Raw genomic sequence first — 26,445 nt, forward strand, 5'->3', positions numbered from 1 at the left:
TGGAGGCATCCCCCATCGATTGCTAGTTGCACCAATCGGATTTTTACGAGAAGTTAATCCACCACCTTTACTTATTACTCTTTCTTAAATCTTAAGGTAGTGTCTTACTTCCCATTAAGGCTGGAGAAATAGAAAAATCATTCCATTATAAGAATACTTTTAAAAAGCAACGGGCATTATAGTAATGTTTTTAAATTTCACGAGTGCCTATCACTCTAATGAAAGGATGACTTCTAGTGGAAAAAGACCCTTCAAATCAAGGCAAAAATGAAACAAATATTGAAAACGATAATTCTCTAACGAACAGACAAGGTCACCCGATTACAAATAACCAAAACATACGTACTGTAGGAAATCGAGGTCCTGCTACACTTGAAAATTATGATTTTATTGAGAAAATCAGTCATTTCGACCGCGAAAAGGTTCCAGAACGTATCGTACATGCCCGCGGTGCCGGTGCTCATGGGTATTTTGAAGCCTATGGTACAGTAGGTGATGAACCTGTTTCAAAATATACTCGTGCAAAACTGTTCCAGGAAAAAGGGAAACAAACTCCTGTCTTTGTACGATTTTCTACTGTTGTTCATGGCTTGCACTCACCTGAAACTGTACGTGATCCACGTGGCTTTGCAGTAAAGTTTTATACTGAGGATGGCAACTGGGATTTAGTTGGAAACAACTTGAAAATCTTTTTCATTCGTGATGCAATGAAGTTTCCTGATATGATTCACGCATTCAGACCTGACCCAGTAACTAATATTCAAGATTCAAGACGTTTCTTTGACTTCTGTGCTAATTCACCAGAATCATTTCATATGGTGACACTCGTTTATTCACCATGGGGCATTCCGGCTAATTATCGCATGATGCAAGGTTCAGGGGTAAATACCTATAAATGGGTAAACCAAGAAGGAAAAGCTGTTCTTGTAAAATATCATTGGGAGCCAAAACAAGGAATTAAAAACTTAACAGTTAAAGAGGCAGAAGCAATTCAAGCTAAAAACTTTAACCATGCAACACAGGACCTATATGAGGCAATAGAACGCGGGGATTATCCTGAATGGGAACTATTTGTGCAAATTATGGAGGATGGCCCTCACCCAGAGCTAGATTTTGACCCATTAGATGACACAAAACTATGGCCAAACGATAAATTCCCATGGTTGCCTGTTGGACGCATGGTGTTAAATAAAAACCCTGAAAACTACTTTAATGAAGTAGAGCAAGTAGCATTCGGGACAGGCGTTCTTGTAGATGGTTTAGACTTTTCAGATGATAAAATGCTGCAAGGACGTACTTTCTCCTATTCGGATACACAACGATATCGAGTTGGGGCGAATTATTTACAGCTTCCGATTAATGCTGCAAAAAAACGAGTTGCTACAAATCAGGAAGGCGGTCAACTTCGCTATTACAACGATAAGGCGCCAGGTCAAAACCTACATGTTAACTATGAACCATCGAGCATGGGCGGGTTAACAGAAGCTGAGCAAACTGGTAAAGAATATACACCACATGTTGAAGGTAATTTAGTTCGTGAATCCATTGATCGTAATGACAATACAAAGCAAGCTGGGGAAACATACCGCAGCTTTGAACAATGGGAGAAAGATGAGCTTATCAATAACCTAGTTAACGACTTGGCTCTCTGTCCAAAAGTAATCCAGGATAAGATGATGGCCCTTGCCGATGAAGCAGATGAAGAATATGGACGCCGACTAAGAGAAGGATTAGCTGAAAAGGCAAAGACCATGAACAATAAAGAAGAATTTGGTCAAGATTTCAATCCGCATCCATTAGGTGCAAAAGAAGCAAGTCAAGCTGTAGACGATGCTGTCAACAAAGGACATGACGCAGATCCTTATTAATTAAAAACGCGTAAATATCAGTTAAACCTGCGTAAAAACTCAGCAGTAAAACCTTGTAAAAATGAAATTACACTGTAAAAGAGTACAATTCAATTTTTATGAATTGTACTCTTTTTCTTTCACAAGGTTTTAAATTATGATGACGTCACTTGGCCACCATTTACGTGAAGCGTTTGCCCAGTGACAAAGCGGGAATCATCAGATGCAAGGTAAACATAAGTTGGGGCTAATTCAAATGGCTGACCTTGGCGTTGCATCGGGTTGTCAGCAATTGTTACAGCATCAGCAGAGAAACTAGAAGGAATTAGTGGAGTCCATATTCTCCCAGGGGCCACTGCGTTAACCCTTATGCCTTTACTTATTAGGTTATTTGCTAATGCGCGTGTAAAGCCGACATTCGCTGCTTTTGTTGCTGTATAATCAATTAATTCTTTATTTCCATAATACGCCACTACTGATGCTGTGTTTATTATTGAACTACCTGTGTTTAAGTATGGCAGCGCTGCTCTTGTTGTATAGAAATGCGAATATATATTGACCTTAAAAGTATCATCGAATTGTTCATCTGTAATATCGAGTAGGCTTAATTGCTGAAACTGAATTCCTACATGATTACATAGTATATTTAGCTTTCCGAATGTTTGAATTGTATTTTCAACAATTTTTTTGCACTGTTCTTTATTCCTTAAATCACCTGGCAACAATAAACATCGCTGACCTAGTTCTTCAACTCTTGTTTTCGTTCGATTGGCATCCTCATGCTCGTCTAAATAAGCAATCGAAATATCCGCACCCTCTTTAGCAAAAGCAATTGCTACTGCGGCACCAATTCCACTGTCCCCGCCTGTAATTAAGGCAACTTTTCCTTTCAGTTTTCCGGAACCTTTATAATTTGGATTTTCTATAATTGGTCTTGGAACCATTAGTCCTTCTATACCTGGTTGTCGGTATTGTCTTTGCTCAGGTACTGTAACTGGAACTTCTTCAAACTGAGTAATTTTCCCATAGTTAGGGTTTAAAGGATACTGTTGACTATTTGATTCCTCTATCCCTTTCTTAAAGTGACTTTCCATAAAATCCTCCTAATAAGATCAGTACTAAAACATCTTATGTATACTAGGCTATTATGGTGCATATACAGAAAGTTACCTAAAAGAAGAAGTATGAATAAGATAGGATTAAAAGATTTAAGGAGGAATCAGTATTCAAGTTTATCAATCTTGTCCTGGGGTAAATCTTCTATTAATTCCCTACTCTAATGAAAAAGTAATGCTTAAATATGCAAATAACAGAAAACCTTTAAGAATGCCTAAAATAAGCACGAGGCCTCCATTCTATACAAATCCAAGATGTCAATGGTACTATCCAAACTTTTAATATTAAGATTTTGGGCTGTCCAGAAAATAGATTTTTCTAAGCAGCCCATCATTTTAAGTACGTACAATATCAACAATAGTCGTCGCAATAAAATATGTAATAATTGAAATTAATGCACCTTTCCATCCAAACAGTATAAAGGCAAATAAAAAAATAAAAATATTAATGGCAAAAATTGATTCCCCAACAGTATAAGACGTTTTATCAGAGATTAGTAACGCCAATACATCTGTCCCATCCAAAGCCCCGCCATTACGAATGACGATTCCTATTCCCATTCCTAACAATAAAGCACCAATAAAAATTAATAATATTGAATTCCCTTTAAGAAACGGTGGGAATACTTCTAAAATACCTGTAGAAATTGTTAATACAGTAATTCCTAATGATGTAGTAAAAGCAAAGCGTTTTCCTAAAAATATGTAGCCTAATAAAACAAATGGAATATTTAAAATAAATAACAAAACACTTAGTGAATACCCTAGAATTTCTGATAGTATCATCGAAACTCCCGTAATTCCTCCATCAATCAAACCATTTGGGATTAATATTACTTCAAGACTAATAGCTGCCATTATTGCACCGGAAATTATCCATGGTATTTTCATGAGGAGATCTAAAAAGTAAATTTTATATGAATTTTTAAATTTCAATTAAACTCTCCTTATTGTTAAATAAGATGTATTGGCTAAAATTTTTGATAATTGTCCCAATACAAATAACTATGAGTAATGAATGAAAATGATACGTAAAGTTTTAATATGTAGAAAATTTTATATAGAGGAATCAAAAACTTAATAATTGATCAAACTCAATCGCAAATAAAAAATGTACACTACTAAAGCATAATTTAGTAATGTACATTTTTTAATATCGTATTATTAAATAAATTGTCACTATATGCGCTTTTCAAAAGCAAACTGAACTATTACCTACAAGGCCTTTTTGTAATTTCGTTTACCGTCATACGTATAAAGTACAGGTCTTGATTCCACATATGTTTCCATATGAACAGGGCGACCCCAAAGCTGATAAATATATGGTAAAACATGCTCCAAATAGTGAGGATCAAGCTCCATCCCCTCATATCCATGCTTCAAAAATAACTCGCCATTTCGTAAATAATCCCCATTTTCTACCACTATATATGGAAATCCGCCATTTACCCTCATTGAAACGAGCTGATCCCGAACATGTTCATAATCTTTATCAGTAATTTTATATTCCGATCCTTTTTTCTCAAATAAATATAAGTCTTCTTGGTCCACCAATTCCTTTGTTAAATAGTTTCGAATAAAGGAAATATCCGATTCTATTTCACGTACCTCAAATATTTTTTCGCGGCCAGAATTCGGTTTTATTCCAAGCCTCTTCATTTCTTCTGTCGGGTTATTATAGCGTTTTTCGATATCTTCAAAAATTTTCAATCCTAGATAATAGGGATTAATGGATGTTTTTGACGGCTGCACTACCCCTGCGTTCAGCTTCGCATATTCAATCGTTTCTTCAGTCGTTAAGTTTAACTCCCTCATAATTCTTTGATGCCAGTATGAAGCCCAACCTTCATTCATAATTTTTGTTTCTAATTGAGGCCAAAAATAGAGCATTTCTTCTCTCATCATCGTTAAAATATCCCGTTGCCATTCTTCTAACTCGCGGCTATGCAGTTCGATAAATAGAAGTAAATCTTTCTCAGGCTTAGGTGGGAATTTTTTCTTCTTATATCGTATTGTTGGCTTTTCCTCTTCTTTTTGATCTAAACTCCATAGATCGTCATAAGGAGTTTTTGGAACAAACACATCCTCTTCCTCATCCTCATCTTCTTGAACAAATAAATTTGGTCGAACTAAAGACGGATCAATATGCTCCTGAATGGCTAATACTGCATCTAAAAATTGCTCCACTTCATCTTTTCCATAAAGCATTTCATAATTCGCGATTCGTTCTGCAGTTGCCGTCATACTTTCAACCATATCTCGTCTTGTATTAGAAAAACGAATATTATTTTTGAAAAAATCACAGTGCGCCAACACATGGGCGATAATTAGTTTATTTTGCGTTAATGTATTTGTATCTAATAAAAAAGCATAGCATGGGTTCGAATTGATAACCAATTCATAAATTTGGCTTAATCCTAAATCATATTGAAGTTTCATTTTATGAAATTGTTTTCCAAAGCTCCAATGTGAAAAGCGAGTAGGCATTCCATAAGCTCCAATAGTATAAATAATATCTGCTGGACATATCTCATAATGCATTGGGAAAAAATCAAGACCAAACCCAACTGCAATTTCCGTAATTTCATCAATTGCTTTATGAAGCTCTTTTTCCATCTTTACTCCCCCCTAAAAATAAATTAAACTATGCTTTCTTGTTTTTGGAAGAAGCTTTTCAATGCCTCATATACATCTTTCTTTTGCCTTATAATGTAATGACGAAACTTCGGATTATCTATTTTTTTAAATGTCGACATCAATGAAGAATAACGGTTGTTTGGGTTGACTTCCCCATAGCCAAACATACTTGAAATATCCATTAATTCATTCACTAATTTCAAACATTTCTCATTGTCTGTTGAAAAATTTTCACCATCAGAAAAATGCACAGGGTAAATATTATAACGAACTGGATTATATTTTTGATCAACTAATTCCAACGCTTTTGAGTACGCGGATGAGCAAATTGTTCCTCCACTTTCTCCCTTTGTAAAAAATTCTTCCTCCGTCACTACTTTAGCTTCTGTATGGTGGGCGATAAATTCTATTTCAACAGATTGATATTTTGTACGTAAAAATCGTGTCATCCAAAAGAAAAAACTTCTTGCACAAAACTTTTCAAAATTCCCCATAGATCCACTTGTGTCCATCATCGCAAGGACTACTGCCCTCGTTTCAGGTTTTATTACTTCATCCCAAGTTTTAAAGCGTAAATCATCATTATGAATTGGTGAAATTTCTGCTTTACCTTTCATTGCATTGCGTTTAATCGCAGTTAAAATCGTTCTTTTTTTATCGATATTGCCCATAAGCCCTTTTTTTCGAATATCATTAAATTCTATTTTTTCTACTGTAATTTCTGCCATTTCCTTCTTCTCTAAATTAGGAAGCTCTAACTCTTTAAATAGTACGTTTTGAACTTCTTCAATACTTACTTCTGCCTCATAGTAGTCATTGCCAGGCTGATCTCCTGCTTTTTTGCCTTGGCCTGCAGCTTGATCACCCGGTTTTCCGTCTCGGGCAACAACATCTCCTACTTTACTATCACCTTGACCTTGACCAACGTGTTTCGATTTTCCATAATTGTAGCGAATTTTATACTCATCTAATGAACGAATTGGTATTTTAATAACTTCTCGACCATTCGACATAATTATGCTTTCTTCACTAATTAAATCTGGTAAATTATTTTTAATGGCATCCTTCACCTTATCCATATGTCTTTGTTGATCTTGGTACCCTTTACGATGGAGGGACCAGTTTTCCTGAGAGACGACAAAGTTTCGATTCTGATTTTCACTCATTTTATCCTCACCCATCTTAATGATATTTCCCACTTAACAGCTTTGAGAAAATCACTTTTTTTATAATATGCGAATTTTCTGATATATTTCACTGTTTTTTTAAAATAAAAAACGAGTGTCCTTAATTTTATGGACACTCGATTAAATATATTACCTATTTAATAAACTTCCTACATATCTTAATAATTCATTCGCTGATGTGGAGTCATAGCCATGCTCATCTATTAGTCTTGCTACTACTTCATTTATTTTTTTCAACTGCGACTCATCAGGGGTTTTCGATGAAGTCGTAATTTTCACAACATCTTTTAAATCTGCAAACAATTTCTTCTGAATCGCTTCTCGTAATCTTTCATGAGAATTGTAATCAAATCGTTTACCTTTTCTCGCAAAGGCAGAAAGGCGAATTAAAATTTCTTCACGGAATGCTCGTTTTGCATTTTCCGAAACACCGATTTGCTCTTCAATCGAACGCATTAATTTTTCATCTGGATTCATTTCTTCACCAGTTAATGGATCACGGAGTTTATTTTTATTGCAAAACGCTTCCACATTGTCTAGATAATTGTTCATCAAAGTTTTTGCAGATTCTTCATAAGAGTACACAAATGCCTTTTGTACTTCATTTTTCGCTATTTCGTCATACTCTCGTCTTGCCACCGCAATATAGTTCATATATTTTTCTTTATCTTCTTCAGAAATAGAAGCGTGCTGATCTAGCCCATCTTTTAAAGCTCGAAGTACGTCTAATGCATTAATCGATGGAACTTCTTTTCGAATGATTGCGGATGAAATTCGGTTAATAATGTAACGCGGATCAATACCATGCATACCTTCATTTGGATATTCCTTTTTCAATTCCTCAACATCAATGGAATTAAATCCTTCAACACTTTCTCCATCATATAAACGCATTTTCTTAACTATATCTATACCTTGCTTTTTCGGCACTTCAAGTCTAGTTAAGACAGAGAAAATTGCTGCCGCCCGTAATGCGTGTGGTGCAATATGAACGTGGGACATATCACTTTCGCGAATCATTTTTTCATATATGCGCTCTTCCTCACTTACCTTCAAATTGTAAGGAATCGGCATTACGATAATTCTTGAATGTAAAGCCTCGTTCTTTTTGTTAGAAATAAATGAGCGATATTCAGTCTCGTTCGTATGTGCCACGATAAGCTCATCTGCACTAATCAAGGCAAAGCGACCCGCTTTGAAATTCCCTTCCTGTGTTAAGGATAATAAATGCCATAAAAACTTCTCATCCAGCTTTAACATTTCTTGAAATTCCATCATACCTCGATTTGCTTTATTTAATTCACCATCAAAACGGTATGCTCTTGGATCTGATTCTGATCCATACTCAGCAATTGTGGAAAAGTCTATACTTCCAGTTAAATCTGCAATATCCTGTGATTTTGGGTCAGATGGTGTAAATGTTCCTATACCAACACGTCTATCTTCAGAAAAGAATATACGCTCAACCATTACATCTTCAATGCATCCACCATATTCTTGTTCTAAACGCATTGTGTTTAAAGGTGACAGGCTTCCCTCAATTCTTATTCCATATTCTCTATAGAAGTCTTCTCTTAAATGATGCGGAATAAGATGGAGGGGATCTTCATGCATTGGGCATCCCTTAATCGCATAAACTGCTCCTTCATCTGTTCGAGAATATTGTTCTAACCCTCGTTTTAATAAAGTAACAATTGTTGATTTTCCTCCACTCACTGGTCCCATTAACAAGAGGATTCGTTTTCTTACATCTAATCTTCTTGCTGCTGGATGGAAGTATTCCTCTACAAGTCTTTCAAGTGCTGTTTCTAGTCCAAAAATTTCTTTCCCAAAGAAATGGTACATTTTTTGACCATCTCTTTCTACAACACCTGCGCTTTTAATCATATTATAGACGCGTGAATGAGCCGTTTGAGCAACTTCAGGTCTATCTTTAAGAATTTCTAAGTATTCTGCAAACGTACCTTCCCACTTCAATCGATCCTCTTCTTCTCTGAAACTTTTAACCCTGCTTAAAATATCGATAGTCTTCCCTCCATTCAGGGCGTGTTTTATACATAGTATGAAGATAGTTCGCTAATGATACCGAATACTTTTTACTCAAGTTTACGAATTGTAACTTCACATGATAAAAAAACAAGGCACCATCCAAAGAAACTTTATGGTTGGCGCCTTGTTTTGTTTAATTTTTTCTTTTATATAAAATTCCTAGTGTGTTAGGTCCACAATGGCTTGAAACTGTGCAACCAGCAGTTGTTTCAATAATTTCTTCAAAATTCGCGAAACGTGCAACAGCTTCTTTAACTTTTGCTACTGTTTCAGGTGCGCAATGAGAATGAGTAATAAATAATCGGCTGTAATCAATATTATCGTTGTTTTCTAATCGGTCTTTCACATAATTTTCAAGACATCGTTCGAAATTACCTCGATATTTTTTCCCGACATGCATTTTCCCATCAACAACCTCTATAGATGGTTTAATTTTAAGTAATGTAGCGCCTAGTGCTTCAATACTTGAACACCGGCCACCTTTACGCAAGTAATCCATTTTATCGATTACAAAACTTGCATCCACTTTTGGAATAACATTCTCTAATTGTTTGCAAATTTCCTCAGGTTCAATGCCATCTTCCGCCAATAAAGCGGCATCATACACAATATGGCCGCTCCCTGTTGATAGATTGCTTGAATCAACAACATAAACATTGTCAAAATTTTCAGCAGCTAGTTTCGCATTTTGGTAGGAGGAAGAAAAATCTGAACCTAAACATATATGTATAACCGCATCATATTTTGGTGATAACCCTGCAAAAAAGTTCTCGTATTCAAACGTATTGACAGCTGCTGTTGTACAGGTTTTATTTTGTTCTCCGACATATTTAAAAATTTCTTTTGGTGTAATATCAACACCGTCACGAAAATCTTCATCATCGATTAAAACATGCAGTGGCATTAATGAAATATTCAATTGGTCGATAAGAGCTGGAGAAAGATCACATGTACTATCCGCAGTAATTTTAATCATACTCATAACCCCTTCTATAAAGACTCTTTTTTCCATTATATCACATTTAATATCCTGTCTATTGATATGCTGACATACCCTATATAATTCCGCATGCAATATTTGTCATTTTTTTGCGAATAAAAGTAAATATTCGCTCATATATATTGTTGTAATGCAGAATCTGGAAGGAGGATTACTTTGTTTTCTCAATTTAGATATTGGAAGCCCTACATCAGTCCATTTGATCCCTGCAAACCCATTCGTGTAAAAAGCTATTCAACACCTCCACAGCTCTTTATGGGATTTCAACCACCAGGACTTCCACAATTTCAAACTCCACACCAAGCATTAATGCACGGAACACTTTGGCCAGCTTTATTTAGCCCATATCCAGATCCCAAAAAAGGGGTGAAGCCTAATGACTAAACAAATGCCCCCAGAATATTATCAGTTATTAGAAGAAATTCAAGCAATTGATTTCGTTTTAGTAGAACTGAACCTTTACCTAAATACTCACCAACACGATATGGAAGCCATTAAACAATTCAATGAAACAGCCCAATTAAGTATGCAATTAAAAGTTAATTTTGAGAAAAAATTTGGACCACTCATGAATTTTGGAAGGAGCTATTCAAATTATCCATGGGATGTGGATGACACACCATGGCCATGGCAAGTTTAGAAAAACAAAATTTGCTCGATTAGCTTCTAAACTCGTCGGCTACTCTGACACATAATTTTGCTCATGAAGGAAGAGTCGAAGCGATGCTAGAGGTTAACCTCCTTAGCTAGATAATTAGAAAAGTTAAGTATGGCTATTGCTGCGTCAAAACAAAATTACTGAATATGAGGGGTGAAAACAAGGGATGTTTTATTATGAAAAAAAACTTCAATATCCCGTTAGAGTAAGTACGTGTAACCCTATGCTCGCGAAATTTCTTATTGAGCAGTATGGAGGTGCCGACGGGGAGTTAGCTGCCGCACTGCGATATATGAATCAACGTTATTCAATTCCGAATAAAGTAATTGGTCTGCTGAATGATATTGCTATGGAAGAGTTTTCTCACCTTGAAATGATTGCAACAATGGTCTACAAACTTACAAAAGATGCAACTCCGGAACAAATTAAAGCAGCAGGTATAGCTGACCATTATGTAGATCACGACCGGGCCTTATTTTATCATAATGCAGCAGGTGTTCCATGGACTGCAACGTACATCCAAGCAAAAGGCGACCCAATTGCTGACCTCTATGAAGATATTGCCGCTGAAGAAAAAGCCCGCGCAACATACCAATGGATTATTGACCTTTCAGACGACCCTGACTTAAATGATGGCTTAAAATTCTTGCGTGAACGTGAAGTAGTTCACTCTCAACGATTTAGAGAAGCAGTAGAAATTTTAAAAGAAGAGCAAGGTAAAAAGAAATTCTTTTAATAATACTTAAGACGATGACTATTTTAGCATCGTCTTTTTCTAATTCAATCTACTTCCTAGTCCCCTCGTTGATTTACTGTTTTTACTAAACTATTCCGTCTTATAATTCTATTCATTTTCATTTTTTAAGAGAATTCCTCATTATTAATTAAATATCAAAAAAATTTATTCTAAACACATTTCCAATTTAATGTTAAATAAATATTTCCTTCATTATAATTAAATCACTACATAAAAAATATTAAGGAGGCACTTTAAATGGCTAGAATTATTGAAGCGAAAGCTGGCAGCACGCCTTTCCAAAGGCTTTTAGGTCATAATAAAGAAGTAATGGAGGCATGGTCCCAACTGGGAGATACATTAGAAAAAGATGGACACTTATCTTCTGAATTAAAGGAACAAGTAAGAAGAACTTTAGCGCAAAGTAATGGGTGTGAATATTGCAAAGCGAAAGGAAAGCCTGAACCTGAAAAGTTTAATGAAAAAATTTCAGTAGCAACAGGATTTGCAGAAGTATTTTTAAAGCAAAAAGGGGATATTCCCGATTCAATATTTAATATATTAAGAGAATGCTTTACAGAAGAAGAAATCAGTGAACTATGTGCATTTATTACATTTACAACTGCTCAGCAATATTTCGGGGCAATCATGAAACTAGAGGCTATATAAATCCTCTTTAATCATAAAGCTGCTCTAAAATAACGGATAAAGGAAATTCTTCTTCAACCAATCCTTTATCCCCTACAAAAAATAAAGGAGTTTTTATGCGGTCTTTTTGCTTGTATTTTCTACTAATCATAAGGAAAATTCACTTGCTAATTTAGCAGCTATCATGAGAAGATTGGTTCTATGATAAATAGTAGAAAGTTTGGTGAACATAGTGAATACAAAAGCTTTATTACTCGGACTTTTAACTGTTTTAATATGGGGGTCTACTTTTGCTGCAAATAGCGTCAGCTTACAAGGTGGCTTTTCAGCAGGGCATTTAATATTATATAGATTCATCATTGCTTCTATTATTTTTGGTATACTTTCCTTAATTCCTACAATGAAAATACGGTTACCAAAAAAAGAAGATCTTTTAAAAATTACACTTTTAGGATTTGTAGGAATAAGTGGTTATCATATATGTGCTACATTCGGTCAATTAACTGTTAGTGCAGGAACAGCCGGTATGTTAATAGGTTCGGGGCCAATCTTTACGACGATATTTGCAATTTTAATTTTAAAAGAGCGATTAAGCTCGGTTGGATGGGTTGGATTAGGCTTTGGATTTGTTGGAATTATTTTAATAGCAATCGGGTCAGGTGATACATCACTTGGAATTGCTCCAGGAGTATTTTTAACAATCGCTGCTGCTATTGCAACTTCCATCTTCTTTGTCTATCAAAAGCCTTTCTTTAAAAAATATAGCGCTATTGAATTAACTGCTTATTGTACATGGGCAGGAACAATTCCATTTCTTATTTTCGCACCTGGGCTTATTCAGGATATTCAAACTGCAACATTGGAAGCAAACATTACAGCAATTTTTATAGGGATTTTCCCTACCGCATTTGCTTACTTAACATGGGCAATGGCCTTATCACTTGCTAATGCAAGCTCGGTCTCCAGCATCCTTTACTTAGAACCTGTTATTGCAATTACTGTTGCTTGGATCTGGTTAAATGAGCTGCCAACTATGGTTTCTATTATAGGCGGTATGATTGCTATTTCAGGTGTGTTGGTTGTGAATTTCTATGGTAAACGGCAAAATATTGTCGAAAACAGTGATCAGGTGAAAATGATCCAATAAAAAATGTCCCAAGAGCTAATTAGACTTTTGGGACTTTTTTATCTCTGCGGTATTCCAATTAATAATTTCGATTTACGGCATAATTCAAGAAATGCTTTAAAAAACTTGTATTTCGAGGAATTATTTCAAAGGTTTCGGCAGCAAGACAGTAATGCTCCCACATTTCCTTTTTAGCCTCTTCAATTCCGAGTACTGTAACGAAAGTTGAGCTATTGTTTTGTACATCTATACCGATTGGTTTTCCTAATTGAGATGAATCACCTTCATAATCTAATAAGTCATCTTTAATTTGAAATGCAATTCCTGCGTGGCGAGCAAAAGTTTTTAAAGCCTGTATTTCTTTTGCATCTGCATTTGCTAATATAGCTGGTATAAGAAGTGCTGCTTCAAAACCTAGACCTGTTTTATAAAAACACATCGAATTTAATTGTTCCAATGTTAAATTTTTCCCCTTGGAATTTAAATCCATCGCCTGCCCCTTACACATTTCTGCTGTTATTTGTGCAGTATAACGAATTAACTTAAGGACTGTCTTTGTGTCATATTCTTCAAGGGATGTTTGCTCTTCAATTGCTTTTTGAGTCAGATATAACCCTGTTAATTCTGCTACAGCAACATTGTAAGCTTTATGAACAGTTGGTCGTCCTCTACGAATTGAAGCATTGTCTTGGGAAGGTAAATCATCAAAAATAAGTGAAGCGGTATGCATATATTCCAGTGCTTTTAATAGAGGAAATAAGGTCGACTCCTTTAATCCATAAACTTTGACACCCATAAACCACGTTATAATCGGTCTTAAACGTTTCCCTTCTCCTGATAAACTATAATTTGCTGCATCAGTAATTGATTCTTTTATAACCAATTTTTCATCATTAAATATGGCTAGATGACGATTTATTTGTTGTCTAACGATTTTTATCGTTTCTTTAAACTGTTGTTGTTCCTCACGTTCAGTTTTTAGCATACTAATTATTTGATCACGCAATAGCTTATCAAAAAAATCTATATCATCTGCATTGTCTACCATTTTTTGCAGCACTTTATTGAATTGAGGAATTCCTGAAGTAAGTACATCCATTACCTGCTTAAACTTTTTATCTTCATTATTTTGTTTAAATCGTTTTAACCCGTTTATTGCACGATTTAAAATAACTTCGCTTGTTTTTTTATCAGATTGGTAGACATGATGAATTAGGTGTGAAATAACTGTCCAATATAATTCAAATGGGTTAATAAGGTCCCTTCTTTTCTCGTGATGAGTCAAATAGTAAGTATATGGCGTCACCGCTCCATTTTTCATATCATCAAACATATCCGAAAAGTCATCTGCTAGTTGATTGTAAATTCCATATAGAAACGTTCTCTTTTCAAAGCCATCATCACTTGATGTACTTGTGACTAATCGAGCAATAAGGCGAGAGGAAGATGATTTTATAATAATAGGAATATAAATTTCTTCATTTGTGTACTTGTCATTCGATAAGTCCTTCTTACGGTCAATTTCTTGAGAATTAAAAAATATATATGCCTGCTCAAAAAAGTTTCGAATATCGGATGGTTTTTGATATAACTTAATATAGTCAAATGCTTGACGGAGTTCACTATGAATATATCTCATAAATACAAGACTGTCGCTCCGCCAATCTCCCCCTAAATCCGGCACGTTTCCAGTAATAAGTGAGGTTCGAATTAGTTCAGCATATTGTTCCTTTTCCGTTATTGATAAAACATTTGAGTCCAAAAGGTCGTCAATGAATGGATATGTTAATCCGTAACAATATCCTAGCCGTATAGCTTCATCAAGTTTTTTTGAGCGTTCTTCAGATGATATGTCAGCACTTAGAAGATCTATTGTATGCATCATAACACCAGCAATAATTTTTATGAGCTTGCGCTGGGCGTTTACTGCGTCCAATCCTTTTGGAATATTTGAAGCAACGGCCGTCAATTTATTTATCAACCATATCATTGAAGATTCAACACCCTCTTCCTGGGCGTTTCGATATAATGAAGCCAAAGTAAATATTTCATTATTTTCTAATTTTGTAGAATCTTTTAATTGAATTTTTAACCGTTCAACTAAACGATCTATTTGATTTTTAGTTTCTGATGAATCCAGTGTTTTCCCTAGATCTCTTAAAAATAAATACGAAATACTGCGGTCCAAATAATTCTCTAGTTTATTTGTATAATCAAGCCATTTTATATATTGATGGTAATCTTTTTGGCTTGGTTTTCGCTTTTTCCGGGTAAAGTATGAAAAGAATGTTGGATGATGGATATGCTTTATTTTCCACAGCCGAAAATCTTCAGTTAATGTAGTAATATAAGATTGACTTACAGCTTGTTGATAGAGCAAATTAAAATACTGAGCAGCTTTGTGCTCAGCCTGCCGATAACATTGATCTGCATTTATCATAAAAACTTTATTCATTTACTGACTCACCTTTACTATTGATCTCTTTTCTATCAAATGGAAAAGACAATCCAACATCACTAATAATCATATGTTTATTTTTCTACTGTTATATCTCCATTATCAGATGTTAATTTAATCAAGTTTTCGCCATTACCAATAACAGTTGACTCGTTAGATTTTCCAAAGATATTTATGTTCCCGTTATCTGTATATACGTCCATCTTAACATTTTTAGGTTCTTTTTTTGTTTGAATTATAATTGAACCATTATCGGTTTCGAACTCGATTGGCTGATTTAAAGTATCATTTACAAGTGTAATGTCTCCATTATCTGACTCACCCAAAATTTCCCCTTCAATATTTTCAAAGAAAAGTTCCCCATTATCTGATTGAGCATAAATCGAATTGCTTTTTACATCCCCGATTAAAATTTCCCCATTATCAGATTCTGCCACCATTTCTTCTGACTCAAGATTGGATGCACTAATTGTTCCATTATTTGTTTCCAATGCTATAGTTCCAGCAACTTTTTCTGGCAACATTAAGTTTAATGTTGGTGAATCAGAGAAGAAATCGATTGATAGCCATTTAAATCCTCTACGATTCACTTCGATTTCAAGTGTATTACCATCCACTTTTACGTCAAGCTTATATTTATTGTTCTTATTATTAACTAATTCTGCCTTTGCTGTATTGTTATTTGAAGCAATTACATTAATATTTGCGTTTTCGGATTCTACTTCAACATGCGAAAAATCTTGAGTAATTTCGATTTCCTCAGTTTTGCCATTTAAAAAAATATTGTAGAATGTTACAACAATTATACCGATTAATATAACACCTATGACGAATACTTTCTTATTAATATTAATCTTCCTTTCAAATTTGAATTCATTTTTCTTTATTAGATTACAGGAAGTATACTGTTTAATTAACGACCCTAGAATGTAATTTCAACTAAGACTTAAGAAGTAGTTGAATGGGCGTTCGTGAATTTTATGAATTGCCCCTTTGCAGATAAATGGAATAACTACCTTAGAAGTATAAATTTTAAACATATACTAAAAAGTAAAGAGGCTGCACAGAATGTTTTATTTCTGAACAACCTCTCAATTTCTTTGTAGTATTCTACTCTTGTGGTTCTCCTGCAGCTTCCCAGCGAGCTATTTCTTGTCGTACAATTGGAGCTACTTCCTTGCCAAGCAATTCAATGGATCTCATAACATCTTCATGAGGCATAGAGCCAACGGGGCAGTGAAGCATAAAGCGAGTAATACCTACATTTTTGCGTAGAAAAATAATTTTTTCAGCAACAGTTTTCACATCGCCAACATATAATGCTCCTTGTAAACTGCGGGCATAGTCAAATGTTTCTCTAGTGTATGGACCCCATCCGCGCTCTCTCCCTAAAACATTCATTGCATATTGTGTAGGAGGGAAAAACTTTTCTACCGCAATTTCTGTACTATCTGCAACAAAGCCATGAGAATGCGATGCAACAGTAAGCTTAGATGTATCATGACCAGCTTTCCTTGCAGCATCATAATAAAGCCTCACAAGCGGTGCAAACTGCAGCGGGCTACCCCCTATAATCGCAAGTGCAAGCGGCAATCCAAGAGCTCCTGCACGTGCAACCGATTGCGGTGTTCCACCACTGGCAATCCAAACAGGCAATTGATTTTGGACAGGGCGTGGGTAAACTCCTCGATTCGGTATTGAGGGTCGGTACTTGCCAGTCCAATTAATAATTTCTTCATCTCGTATTTTTAATAATAAATCTAACTTTTCTTCAAACAATTCATCATAATCTTGCAAATTAAAGCCAAATAGAGGAAAGGACTCGATAAAAGAACCTCGACCCGCCATAATTTCTGCTCTTCCATTCGAAATGGCATCAACCGTTGAAAATTCTTGGAACACTCGTACTGGATCATCAGAGGATAGAACAGAAACAGCACTTGTTAGTCTTATTCGTTTTGTTCTTGAAGCGGCTGCTGCAAGTAATACTGCTGGAGCAGAGCAAGCATAATCCTTTCTATGATGTTCACCTACTCCAAATACATCTAATCCAATCTCATCTGCTAAAACAATTTCTTCTACTACTTCACGTATCCTTTCTGCATGGCTGATTACTTTCCCATTATTGACATCAGGTGTTGTTTCAACAAATGTCGTTAAACCAATTTCCAAAATTCCCACTCCTCTATTTTGCATCATCTCTAAAATTGAAAACAATTTTTAACTTGTAAATTAATACATGTTTTAAACTCATAATATATGATAGATCTATTTGTTTTCAATTTTTTGGATTATTAGAGGAAGCCAGAGCGGAATAGCTAGACATGTGCTAAATTGAGGTATTCTTTAATTTACTTATGCTAAAAAGTGCGAATCCTTAAAATAGGACACGCACTTTTTAATATTTTCTATGTATTTATCAAATATTTCCGTTCAAATTCTTTAATTGGACAAGGTTTACCAAAATAGAAGCCTTGAATTTGATGACAGCTTTGTTCTAGTAAATAGTCTAATTCTCCCTTTGTCTCAACACCTTCAGCGATAACCTCCATTTTTAGATGCTGCGCCATTTTTATCATTGCTGTAGTAATACTGGCATTCTCTGATTCAGAAGAAATATTCTGAATAAAAGAACGATCAATTTTGACTCCATCAAGCTGAAATGTTTTTAAATAATTGAAAGAAGAGTAACCCGTACCAAAATCATCTATATAAATTTTAACTCCAAGTTCCTTTAGTTCCATCAAGGTTTTTTGTACATTTTCTTCGTTTCTCATAATTGAATTTTCAGTAATTTCTATTTCGAGCCATTCACCATCAAGATTATATTCATTTAACAAATCCAAAATATCCTTAGAAAAACTTTTTTGTAAAAAGCGTTGAGAACTAATATTCACACTAATCGGTATTAGTCGCAACCCTGCTTTTCTCCATGCAACAAGGAGTTCACAAACTTTTCGCTTCATCCATTTCCCAATCGGAATGATAAGACCAGTTTCTTCAGCAAGTGGAATAAAATCGCCTGGAGAAACTAACCCGATTTCTGGATGCTCCCAACGTATTAAAGCCTCGGCACTTATTATTTTTCCTGTTAATGCATCAACACGCGGTTGTAAATACACTATAAACTCATTATTAAAGATTGCTTTTCTTAAATCTCTCTCTAAAAAAAAGGACTGATAACTCCTTTTACTCATTGATTGATCATAAATTTGATACATATTACGGCCTAACTCTTTTGCATTATAAAGAGCAATATCAGCTTTTTTCATTAATTCAACAAGATCATTTCCGCCTGTTGGATAGATACTAATCCCGATGCTTGTAGAAATTAGCAATTCAAAATCTTGAATAAAAAATGGTGATACAAAACTCTGTAATATCTTCTCTGCTATTGTAATTACCTCATCACAGGAAGCAACATCCTGACAAAGAATCATAAATTCATCTCCACCCATTCGGGCAGCATATTGCTTTTCATTATCAAGACAACTTAATAATCGTTCAGCAATTTGCTTGAGGAGTTGGTCACCAATCATATGTCCAAGCGTATCATTAATAGATTTAAAGCGATCTAAATCGATTAATAATATCGCTAGTTGCATTTTATTGTTTTTTGCATTTTGTAAGGCTCTGTTTACTTTCTTTTCTATACCTCTCCTATTAGCAATATTAGTAAGTTCATCATGATCTGCTAAATATGCATTAGTCTCCTGGATGTATTTTTGTTCAGAAATATCCTTGCCAATTAAATATATACCTCTAATTCGATTATCGATAATGATAGGGATTAATGTTATATTAAAATATAATTTATCGTTATTTTTATTTACTATATTTATTTCAAAATTTTGTACGTTTCCTTGTACTGCTTTTTCAAAATAATCACCAATATCTCCTAAATAACTTTCAACGATTTGTTTCCTTATTTGATTATTTTTAATATCATCACTCGAAAGTCCAAATAATTCAAAAGTACGTGGATTCATATCTATAATTTGTGAATCTGTATTAAAAACAATGATGTAGTCTTGACTAAATTTAAACAAGGATTGGAATTGTCCTTGATTGATTTGAAGCTCTTTTTGCGTTGATCTTAATTCTGTAATATCATTTACAGAAGCAACAATCTCAGATACTTCACCTTCATTTACAATAGGGGTAATATCTACATATACTTGTCTACCATTAAATTCAACTTCATAATTTGTGCGTTTCCCTTCGAATGCTTTCTCATAATGATATTGTTTATAAAATGCCAGCTCTCTTGGGAAAACCTCAAAGGGCGTTTTTCTATAAAGTGTTGAGGTTATAACTCCTATTTCCTCAAACAGTTTACCTATAGCCATAGTATAGATAATGCTACCTTCTTCATTTTTTGCCATTGAAAAAAAACCGTTTTTTAGATTTTGCATTTTATTAAGAAATTCAATCTTCATTTGTTTTATTAATTCTGATTCACTTTTATTATCGTGCACATCATTTATAAGCAATACTTGGAATTGCTCATCCCCAGAAGTAAATGTATAAGTTTGTATATCTATCCAAAAGTGATTTTTAGATTCCTTAATAGCTATATATAATTGATGTTTTTGCCTATTTGTATTCTCTAGGTGGTTATAATTTAGGATAAGAGTATTGATAGACATTCCAACAACATGATTACTTGTGGCAAAAAACATCCTTTCTGCATTTGCATTCAAATATAAAATGTTTCCTAAATTATTAATAACTACTATACAATCTTTTTGTTTACTAAATAATTTTAATAATTGATCTAACGTATCGAGTTGCCTCTTCATTTGCCTATCCATAATTGCCTCTCTTAATTTCCAATAATATTATTAATATTTTACTTTATTCACATTACAAATGACATATAAAACATTCATTAATTATACACCTTTTGTCTATAATTTTAATTTTAAAATTATAAAAAGTGCTTAAATAAGCACTTTTTATAACTAGTATAAAATAACTATTTCTATTCCTCTTTATTACTCAACTTTTCGATTTCATTCATTAAATACTCCACAAAAACGTCGTCCCTTACTAGCCAAGCTTCGAAATTGCGTTTTAAAAATCGTTCAGCTTGCTCAAAGCTAGTATAAGTTTGTTCAAGAGCAACTTTATTTTTTTCAATTACCCAATGTTCATCTGATTTTAAATAAATAAGAAAAATATCTTCATTACGATTTTTATACAACGAACCAAAAGAAGATTGTTTTATGTTATAACGGTTTCTTTTTGCATCCTCCTGTAGAGGATCTAAATGAAATGTATCTAATACATACTGTTTATAAGCTTCATCTGTTAATGTACAGCCAGACGCCTTTTGGTGACCACCTCCACCAAATATGCCTGCAATTTCTGAAACATCTACATGGTCATGAATGGTACGAAAAGAAATTTTTTTGCTTCCCATATTTAAAATAGCTATATAATCCAAATGGTCATACTCTTTTCCTAACTCATTACCTACTTCAGAGTGGTAGGATTCCGCGTAAATAACCCCCGCAAAATAGTCACCAATCTCTGCTTGAACAATTTCACGTTTTTTCCTGCGAATATACCTCTCAATTTTATCTTCTTCCATATTAAGCAGTTTTTTTTCAAATTCATCAAAATCAAATTCATCACTCGTAGTCAATCGTTCAATCATTTTTTCTTCAAATTCATCAATTGACACTAAAAAAAAGAGTGAATTTAGAGCATGTGCTTTATGATTTTCATTCTTTTCCCACTCCCATGTATCGTATTGACGCACAAGCTCTACAAATTCCGAAATAGCATTAGTAGGCTTTAAAAGGTTTTGTGATACAAGAAATTCATAAAATAGCGAAGTAGCCGATGTTAAGTTGCCTTCTTCATCCTCAACTAAAACAAGCCCCCACTCATAATCATTTAAGTGCATAGCCGTTTTATGATGATCAAGCAGCTGAATATTTCCGATTTCCTTAAAATAATCTTCTAGCTTTTTTTCATTTTCCTCATTTGGTGATAAGTCGGTAATAAATAAAAACGTATCTGGCGGATCATTTTCTAAAAAAAACTCAATTTCACGGTTAAGAGAAGATATTGAATTATAACGCACCTTTACTTCCTGCCCAAAAGCAAGTTTTGCTAAAATTCCACACCCAACTCCATCTAAATCATTATGTGTTAACAGCTTATACATTTTCTTCACCTCTAGTGTAGTATGAATGATTACTTAAAAATTATTGATGCTGTGAAAAATTCTAAAGTACAATTCGAAGTATTATTTCAAAGTTCCGTTCCATTCTTATTTGGATTTTGGTGTCGGTGCAGTTCAATATTATCTTATCCATAACAAAGGAGTATAAATAAAAAATCGAATGAGAAATTAGCTTCGCCTACTCATCCGATAATATATTTTATACAGTTTTTGGGATATAATCATATTTATTCACAAGGTAACAACTAGCCTTCACCTTTTTGCAATTTCGTTTAATCGATGCCACAGCATTTGAAAGATCCTCGATTTTTTCAAAACGCTGGTTTTCATTCGTTAAAACAGCTATTGATAACGTCATAATTGTAAATTTTTCTAGATTTCCAGATCTTCCCTTCACTCGGAAGGTCGGGTCCTTTAAATGTTTTTCCTCATAAAAATTCGGAATCTTCCTATCAAATTCTTCAATAATATTTAGACAGATTGACTCTACTTCATAATGAGGAAGAATAGCCATAAAATCGTCTCCACCTATATGCCCTAAAAAATAACCATTCTGTGCTACATTTCTTTTTAAAATATCCGTTAAAAAAAGGAGTACTTTATCTCCTTTATTAAAACCATACAAATCATTGTATGTTTTAAAATGATCTAAATCAAAATAAATAATGCTATATTTTTCAAGATAAATAATTTCACTCAATTGTTTATCAATTAAATGATTCCCTGGCAATTTACTAAGTGGGTTTAGGAAGCTGGCGATTTGTACCTGTATATCAACAAATTCCATCAATAGGGCTCGAATACTTACAACACCAACAAATTTATCATCTTTTGTAACAATAACATCGTCATATAAATCTTCTTCTTTTCTTTCCATCGCTAATTTACTAACTTCCGTTATTGGTTGAAAATAATCTACAATTAGAGGGCTTGTTTTTGCCAGCAAATTACTTTCTCTGCCCATATACAAATTATAACCATACAAAGTCCCAATCTTTTGATAGAAATGTGTTCTTGTAATATGAGCAATGGGTTTTTCATGATGCACGACTACAATTCCTCGTAAATTCGGGTTTTCAGTAAATAATTTATCTACTTCTTTATTTTTTAACGATGGGGAAATATAGGGTACTGTTTTCACAATCCTACCTATATTTGACACTACTTCCTCTGTTTTCGTCATCATTTTCTCACCTATTTGCATCGATTTTACATACAATTTCTATAGACTTGGTATTTTACCAACCGTAATCTCTCTATTTGGTCTACCTATAGCATAACCTTGAGCATAATGGATTCCTACAGTTTGTAAATATTTTATTTCCTCGACTCTTTCAATCCCTTCTGCAATTATTTTTGTATTTGATTGCTCCGCATAGTCATAAATTAGTGATACGAGCTGTTGACCTGGAGCACTACTATCAATGTGGTGGATTAAGGATCTATCTAATTTAATAAATTCAGGTTTTAAGAAAATTAAAGTTTTTAGACTATTATAGCCCGAGCCTACGTCATCAATTGCTATACGATACCCTTGAGAACGATAATGAGAAAGTACTCGTTCGAATTCTTGAAAATCTGTTACGGCACTACGCTCGGTAAGTTCGAATACAACCTGTTCAGGTTGAATTCCTATTACATTTAACGATTGCAACGTATCTCCATAATGATAGTTTTTATCCAGCAAAACATGTGGATGAATATTAATAAATAGTGTAAAATTTTCATTTGCTAATTCAGTATTTAATCTAGATATATATCTTTTTAATGATAAATTTCTGCAAAACTTCTCAAACTCAAATACCATATCGGTTTGTCCAACAAATTCATAAAAATGATCTACACTGGAAAAATATTGAGATTGTCCTGGACGATTTAAAGCTTCAAATCCAAAAGTTTTCCCCGTTTGCAGATTTATAATAGGCTGAAAAAAAGTTTCTAGCGACTCTTCCATCATTATTTTTTTTAATTCAGTATATCTTTTGTAGTACAGCATATCATCATGTCTTTTATTAAATAAATATTTTAGATAAGAGAATATATTAAATGAGGTTTCTCTTGTATATGGTACTGAATTCATAGCGACTCCTTATAAATAGGGGTATTATTACCCATTTTATACCAACGTTATTAATGCACTATTAATAAATTATTAACCATTTGTAAATTGAAGCCCTAATAAGCAAGTTTTACTAAGTCTTTCATATCAAAAAACTCTAAATTCACTCATCCAAACTTAGTTTATATAGTACGATTTTCTTGTAGTTAACTATGACTAAACGTATAAAGGGGCGTTCCAAATAGCTGGACGCCCCTTTTAAATTATTTATAACAACTTGTAAAATTACTAAGTCGTTAAATTAATTATTTTAATGAATATTTACCAAATCCGTCTGTACCATCGCCAACGTATTCGATATTGCTGCCTTCTGGAATAACTTCAACCGCTTTTTTAGATGATTCAAATACAACATTAACGTTTGCTGGAAGCTCTGCAAATTTCCAGTTGCCGTCAGCAGATGGATCGATTGTTTTGTTTTCAATGATATAGTCAATAATCGCTTGACGATTTTCATCTGGATAGATTTCTACATATGTTGCATTACGAACACCTGGGAATGTACCATTTGCACGATAGTTGTTTGTCGCAACAATAAATTCCTGTTCTAAATCAATTGGTTCACCGTTAAATTGTAAGTTTACAATACGCTCTGCATCTTCATTTACAACATTACCGCTTGCATCATATTTTGCTGGCTGTGTTACATCGATTTCATATGTTACTCCATCAATAACATCATAGTTATATGAACGGAAATCAGAATTGATTAATTGTTGCTCAGCAGTGCTATTTCCATCAATTTGATTGAATTGACCTGCTGACATTTCAAGCCATTCTTTTACATCTGCACCAGTAACTTTTAAAATAGCAAGCGTATTATCATATAAATATAAATCAGCTACGTTTTTAATTGCCAATTGGCCTTTTGGTACAAATGTATAGTACTCAGGGTCGCTGCGCGTACCGGCTTTAAATGGTGCACCTGCTGAAAGAACTGGAAGACTTTCAAATTCAGTACCTTTAATTTTGCCTTGTACATAAGCCTTTTGTGCATCTGTAACGATTTGGATGGAAGGATCATCTTGTACTTGTGAGAAGTAACTATGAATATCAGCTGTTGTTTCACCTACTGCTTCACGAACATACTCAATTGTTCCTTCATGAGCTTCTTTTACTGCTGCGGCAATAGTTGCATCTACATCAGAAGCATCTTCTGCAATTTCACGTACTTCACCTGTACCAGCTACTACTTCCCAATCTTCACCTTGCTGTTCAAGTGTTAAGTCAATAACACCTAAATGGCTGCCGTATTTTCCTGGCATCACAACTGGCACACCATTCATTGTACCTTTTTCAGCATCAACACCTGTTAAAGATGCATCAACCTCACCCGGGAATACACCATGTGCGTGGCCAGTAATAATTGCATCTACACCTTCAACCTTTGTAAGTAGATATGTTACATCTTCTTCGCCTGCTTCGTGTGTTGCATCACCAAAGCCAGAATGTGAAAGCACTACAATAACGTCTGCTCCTGCTTGCTGGATTTCTGGAACAACTTTTTCAACTGCTTCAACTGAATCATCTACAGTTACTTTTCCAAATAAATTAGACTTGTCCCAGTTTAAAATTTGCGGAGGTACAATTCCTGTAACACCGACTTTAATTGTTGTTGTTTTGCCTGTTGAATCAACAACTTCTTTATCAATTAGTACATAAGGTGTGTATTTATAATCTTTTGTATTTGCATCACGAATATTCGCATTTACATATGGGAAGTCCGCATCATCAACTACTTCATCTAAGTAATCTAAACCATAGTTGAATTCATGGTTTCCTAGTGTTGCAGCATCATAACCTAGCAGCTCCATGGCTGTAATAGATGGATGTTCTTCACCATCTTCTAATACATCAATTGCTTGTTTATAGGAACCAAGTGGTGTTCCTTGAATTGCATCTCCATTATCGAATAATAATGAATTGCTATTTTCTTTTTGTGCTTGTTTTATTAATGTTGCTGTTTTTACTAATCCTAAACTGTTAGATTCAGTATCTTTATAATAGTCATAGTTCATAATATTTGTATGAATATCTGACGTTCCTAAAATACGAAGTGATACTGTTGTATTTGACTCAGCTGGTTTATAGTCTTCAAGGAAACGCTCTAAAATTTTATCTAAATGTTTATAAGATAAAACATTAGTTGGTTTAATCGTTTTATCTTCATAACCTGTTAAAATGCCTAATCCAACTGCTTTAGCCATCTCATCACGGTTTTCTTCTTTAATCTCTTGATTATCTTTAAATTGGTTTAAAACATCCTCTGAAAAAGTTTCATTGCTTTGAACGGCATTTGCTACAATAACAACTGCTTCTTCACGAGTAATTTTTTCATTTGGGGCAAATTGTGTTTCTGTTTTTCCAGAAACTAATTTTAATTCGATTGCTTTTTCAATATAAGGTTTTAATGAATCTGGAACATCCTCAAATTTAATAGTTGCACCTGTACCTAATTTTACTCCCATTGCATCAATTACTGCTTTTACATACTCACCACGAGTTACCTCGTTGGCTGCAGCATTTGTTTGATCTACATTAGCAAAACCGGTTACTGCAAGCGATAATGCAAGTGCAGAAGCTGAAACCTTTTTCCACATATATTCTCATTCCTCCATTATAAAGAATTTTCAAACAACTTCTATTTTATCAAAAAATAGAATATAAAT

The 26,445-nt window shown here is 34.1% G+C and carries 21 protein-coding genes; 6 read left to right on the forward strand and 15 right to left on the reverse strand.

All coding sequences use genetic code 11. The annotated features are described in order from the left end of the window. The first annotated feature begins 236 nt into the window (after positions 1-236). The gene (locus tag MKY04_RS18765; RefSeq protein ID WP_126293940.1) at positions 237-1,868 is read left to right on the forward strand and encodes a catalase; all 1,632 of its coding nucleotides are present in this window, start codon (positions 237-239) and stop codon (positions 1,866-1,868) included. A 134-nt stretch (positions 1,869-2,002) separates the two neighbouring features. Here the strand turns inward: MKY04_RS18765 and MKY04_RS18770 are convergent, their stop codons facing one another. From MKY04_RS18770 to MKY04_RS18795, 6 genes are all read right to left on the reverse strand, one after another. Continuing rightward, positions 2,003-2,941: an SDR family oxidoreductase gene (locus MKY04_RS18770; RefSeq protein WP_126293939.1), complete on the reverse strand. Its 939-nt coding sequence runs from the start codon at positions 2,939-2,941 to the stop codon at positions 2,003-2,005. A gap of 357 nt (positions 2,942-3,298) precedes the next feature. Further along, positions 3,299-3,898 (reverse strand): YitT family protein, encoded by a 600-nt coding sequence (locus MKY04_RS18775; RefSeq protein ID WP_126293938.1) that lies wholly within the window; start codon positions 3,896-3,898, stop codon positions 3,299-3,301. A 279-nt stretch (positions 3,899-4,177) separates the two neighbouring features. After that, positions 4,178-5,578, reverse strand: a complete 1,401-nt coding sequence (locus tag MKY04_RS18780) for a SpoVR family protein (RefSeq protein WP_346234934.1) — start codon at positions 5,576-5,578, stop codon at positions 4,178-4,180. Between the two features lie 23 nt (positions 5,579-5,601). Further along, positions 5,602-6,765 (reverse strand): sporulation protein YhbH, encoded by a 1,164-nt coding sequence (gene yhbH, locus MKY04_RS18785; RefSeq protein WP_346234935.1) that lies wholly within the window; start codon positions 6,763-6,765, stop codon positions 5,602-5,604. Positions 6,766-6,915: 150 nt separating this feature from the next. Further along, on the reverse strand, positions 6,916-8,811 hold the full coding sequence (locus tag MKY04_RS18790; RefSeq protein ID WP_126295949.1) for a PrkA family serine protein kinase: 1,896 nt from the start codon (positions 8,809-8,811) through the stop codon (positions 6,916-6,918). A gap of 157 nt (positions 8,812-8,968) precedes the next feature. After that, on the reverse strand, positions 8,969-9,811 hold the full coding sequence (locus MKY04_RS18795; protein WP_126295948.1) for a DegV family protein: 843 nt from the start codon (positions 9,809-9,811) through the stop codon (positions 8,969-8,971). Positions 9,812-9,991: 180 nt separating this feature from the next. Between MKY04_RS18795 and MKY04_RS18800 the strand changes: the two genes are divergently transcribed. The 4 genes from MKY04_RS18800 (at position 9,992) to MKY04_RS18815 (ending at position 11,898) form a co-directional block, all read left to right on the forward strand. After that, positions 9,992-10,219: a spore coat associated protein CotJA gene (locus tag MKY04_RS18800; RefSeq protein ID WP_126295947.1), complete on the forward strand. Its 228-nt coding sequence runs from the start codon at positions 9,992-9,994 to the stop codon at positions 10,217-10,219. Next, entirely contained in the window at positions 10,212-10,475 is a 264-nt protein-coding gene (locus MKY04_RS18805) for a spore coat protein CotJB (RefSeq protein ID WP_126295946.1), read from the forward strand. Before MKY04_RS18800 ends, MKY04_RS18805 begins: the two co-directional genes overlap by 8 nt. Positions 10,476-10,659: 184 nt before the next feature. After that, positions 10,660-11,229, forward strand: a complete 570-nt coding sequence (locus tag MKY04_RS18810; RefSeq protein ID WP_346234936.1) for a manganese catalase family protein — start codon at positions 10,660-10,662, stop codon at positions 11,227-11,229. Between the two features lie 258 nt (positions 11,230-11,487). Continuing rightward, a complete protein-coding gene (locus MKY04_RS18815; protein WP_126295944.1) occupies positions 11,488-11,898 on the forward strand; it encodes a carboxymuconolactone decarboxylase family protein in 411 nt (136 codons plus the stop codon). Between the two features lie 7 nt (positions 11,899-11,905). Here the strand turns inward: MKY04_RS18815 and MKY04_RS18820 are convergent, their stop codons facing one another. Beyond that, positions 11,906-12,028, reverse strand: a complete 123-nt coding sequence (locus MKY04_RS18820; RefSeq protein ID WP_346234937.1) for a hypothetical protein — start codon at positions 12,026-12,028, stop codon at positions 11,906-11,908. A gap of 81 nt (positions 12,029-12,109) precedes the next feature. Between MKY04_RS18820 and MKY04_RS18825 the strand changes: the two genes are divergently transcribed. Continuing rightward, complete coding sequence (locus tag MKY04_RS18825; protein WP_126295943.1) at positions 12,110-13,024, forward strand: DMT family transporter; 915 nt, start codon at positions 12,110-12,112, stop codon at positions 13,022-13,024. Between the two features lie 58 nt (positions 13,025-13,082). Here the strand turns inward: MKY04_RS18825 and MKY04_RS18830 are convergent, their stop codons facing one another. From MKY04_RS18830 to MKY04_RS18865, 8 genes are all read right to left on the reverse strand, one after another. Then, entirely contained in the window at positions 13,083-15,458 is a 2,376-nt protein-coding gene (locus tag MKY04_RS18830) for a polyprenyl synthetase family protein (protein ID WP_346234938.1), read from the reverse strand. A gap of 77 nt (positions 15,459-15,535) precedes the next feature. Next, positions 15,536-16,390, reverse strand: a complete 855-nt coding sequence (locus MKY04_RS18835; protein ID WP_346235891.1) for a DUF4097 family beta strand repeat-containing protein — start codon at positions 16,388-16,390, stop codon at positions 15,536-15,538. A 181-nt stretch (positions 16,391-16,571) separates the two neighbouring features. Continuing rightward, a complete protein-coding gene (locus tag MKY04_RS18840) occupies positions 16,572-17,633 on the reverse strand; it encodes an LLM class flavin-dependent oxidoreductase (RefSeq protein WP_346234939.1) in 1,062 nt (353 codons plus the stop codon). Positions 17,634-17,869: 236 nt separating this feature from the next. Beyond that, positions 17,870-20,275 (reverse strand): EAL domain-containing protein, encoded by a 2,406-nt coding sequence (locus MKY04_RS18845; protein WP_346234940.1) that lies wholly within the window; start codon positions 20,273-20,275, stop codon positions 17,870-17,872. Positions 20,276-20,445: 170 nt separating this feature from the next. Next, entirely contained in the window at positions 20,446-21,639 is a 1,194-nt protein-coding gene (locus MKY04_RS18850) for an oligoribonuclease (protein WP_346234941.1), read from the reverse strand. A gap of 217 nt (positions 21,640-21,856) precedes the next feature. Next, positions 21,857-22,840 (reverse strand): GGDEF domain-containing protein, encoded by a 984-nt coding sequence (locus tag MKY04_RS18855; RefSeq protein ID WP_126293112.1) that lies wholly within the window; start codon positions 22,838-22,840, stop codon positions 21,857-21,859. Between the two features lie 39 nt (positions 22,841-22,879). After that, positions 22,880-23,737 carry an EAL domain-containing protein gene (locus MKY04_RS18860; protein ID WP_126293110.1) on the reverse strand — a complete coding sequence of 286 codons (858 nt, stop codon included), beginning with the start codon at positions 23,735-23,737 and terminating at the stop codon, positions 22,880-22,882. Between the two features lie 284 nt (positions 23,738-24,021). Next, positions 24,022-26,376: a bifunctional 2',3'-cyclic-nucleotide 2'-phosphodiesterase/3'-nucleotidase gene (locus MKY04_RS18865; RefSeq protein WP_346234942.1), complete on the reverse strand. Its 2,355-nt coding sequence runs from the start codon at positions 26,374-26,376 to the stop codon at positions 24,022-24,024. Positions 26,377-26,445: the final 69 nt, after the last annotated feature.

Origin of the sequence: Lysinibacillus telephonicus (assembly GCF_039654155.1) — a bacterium.
Taxonomy (GTDB): Bacteria; Bacillota; Bacilli; order Bacillales_A; family Planococcaceae; genus Ureibacillus; species Ureibacillus telephonicus.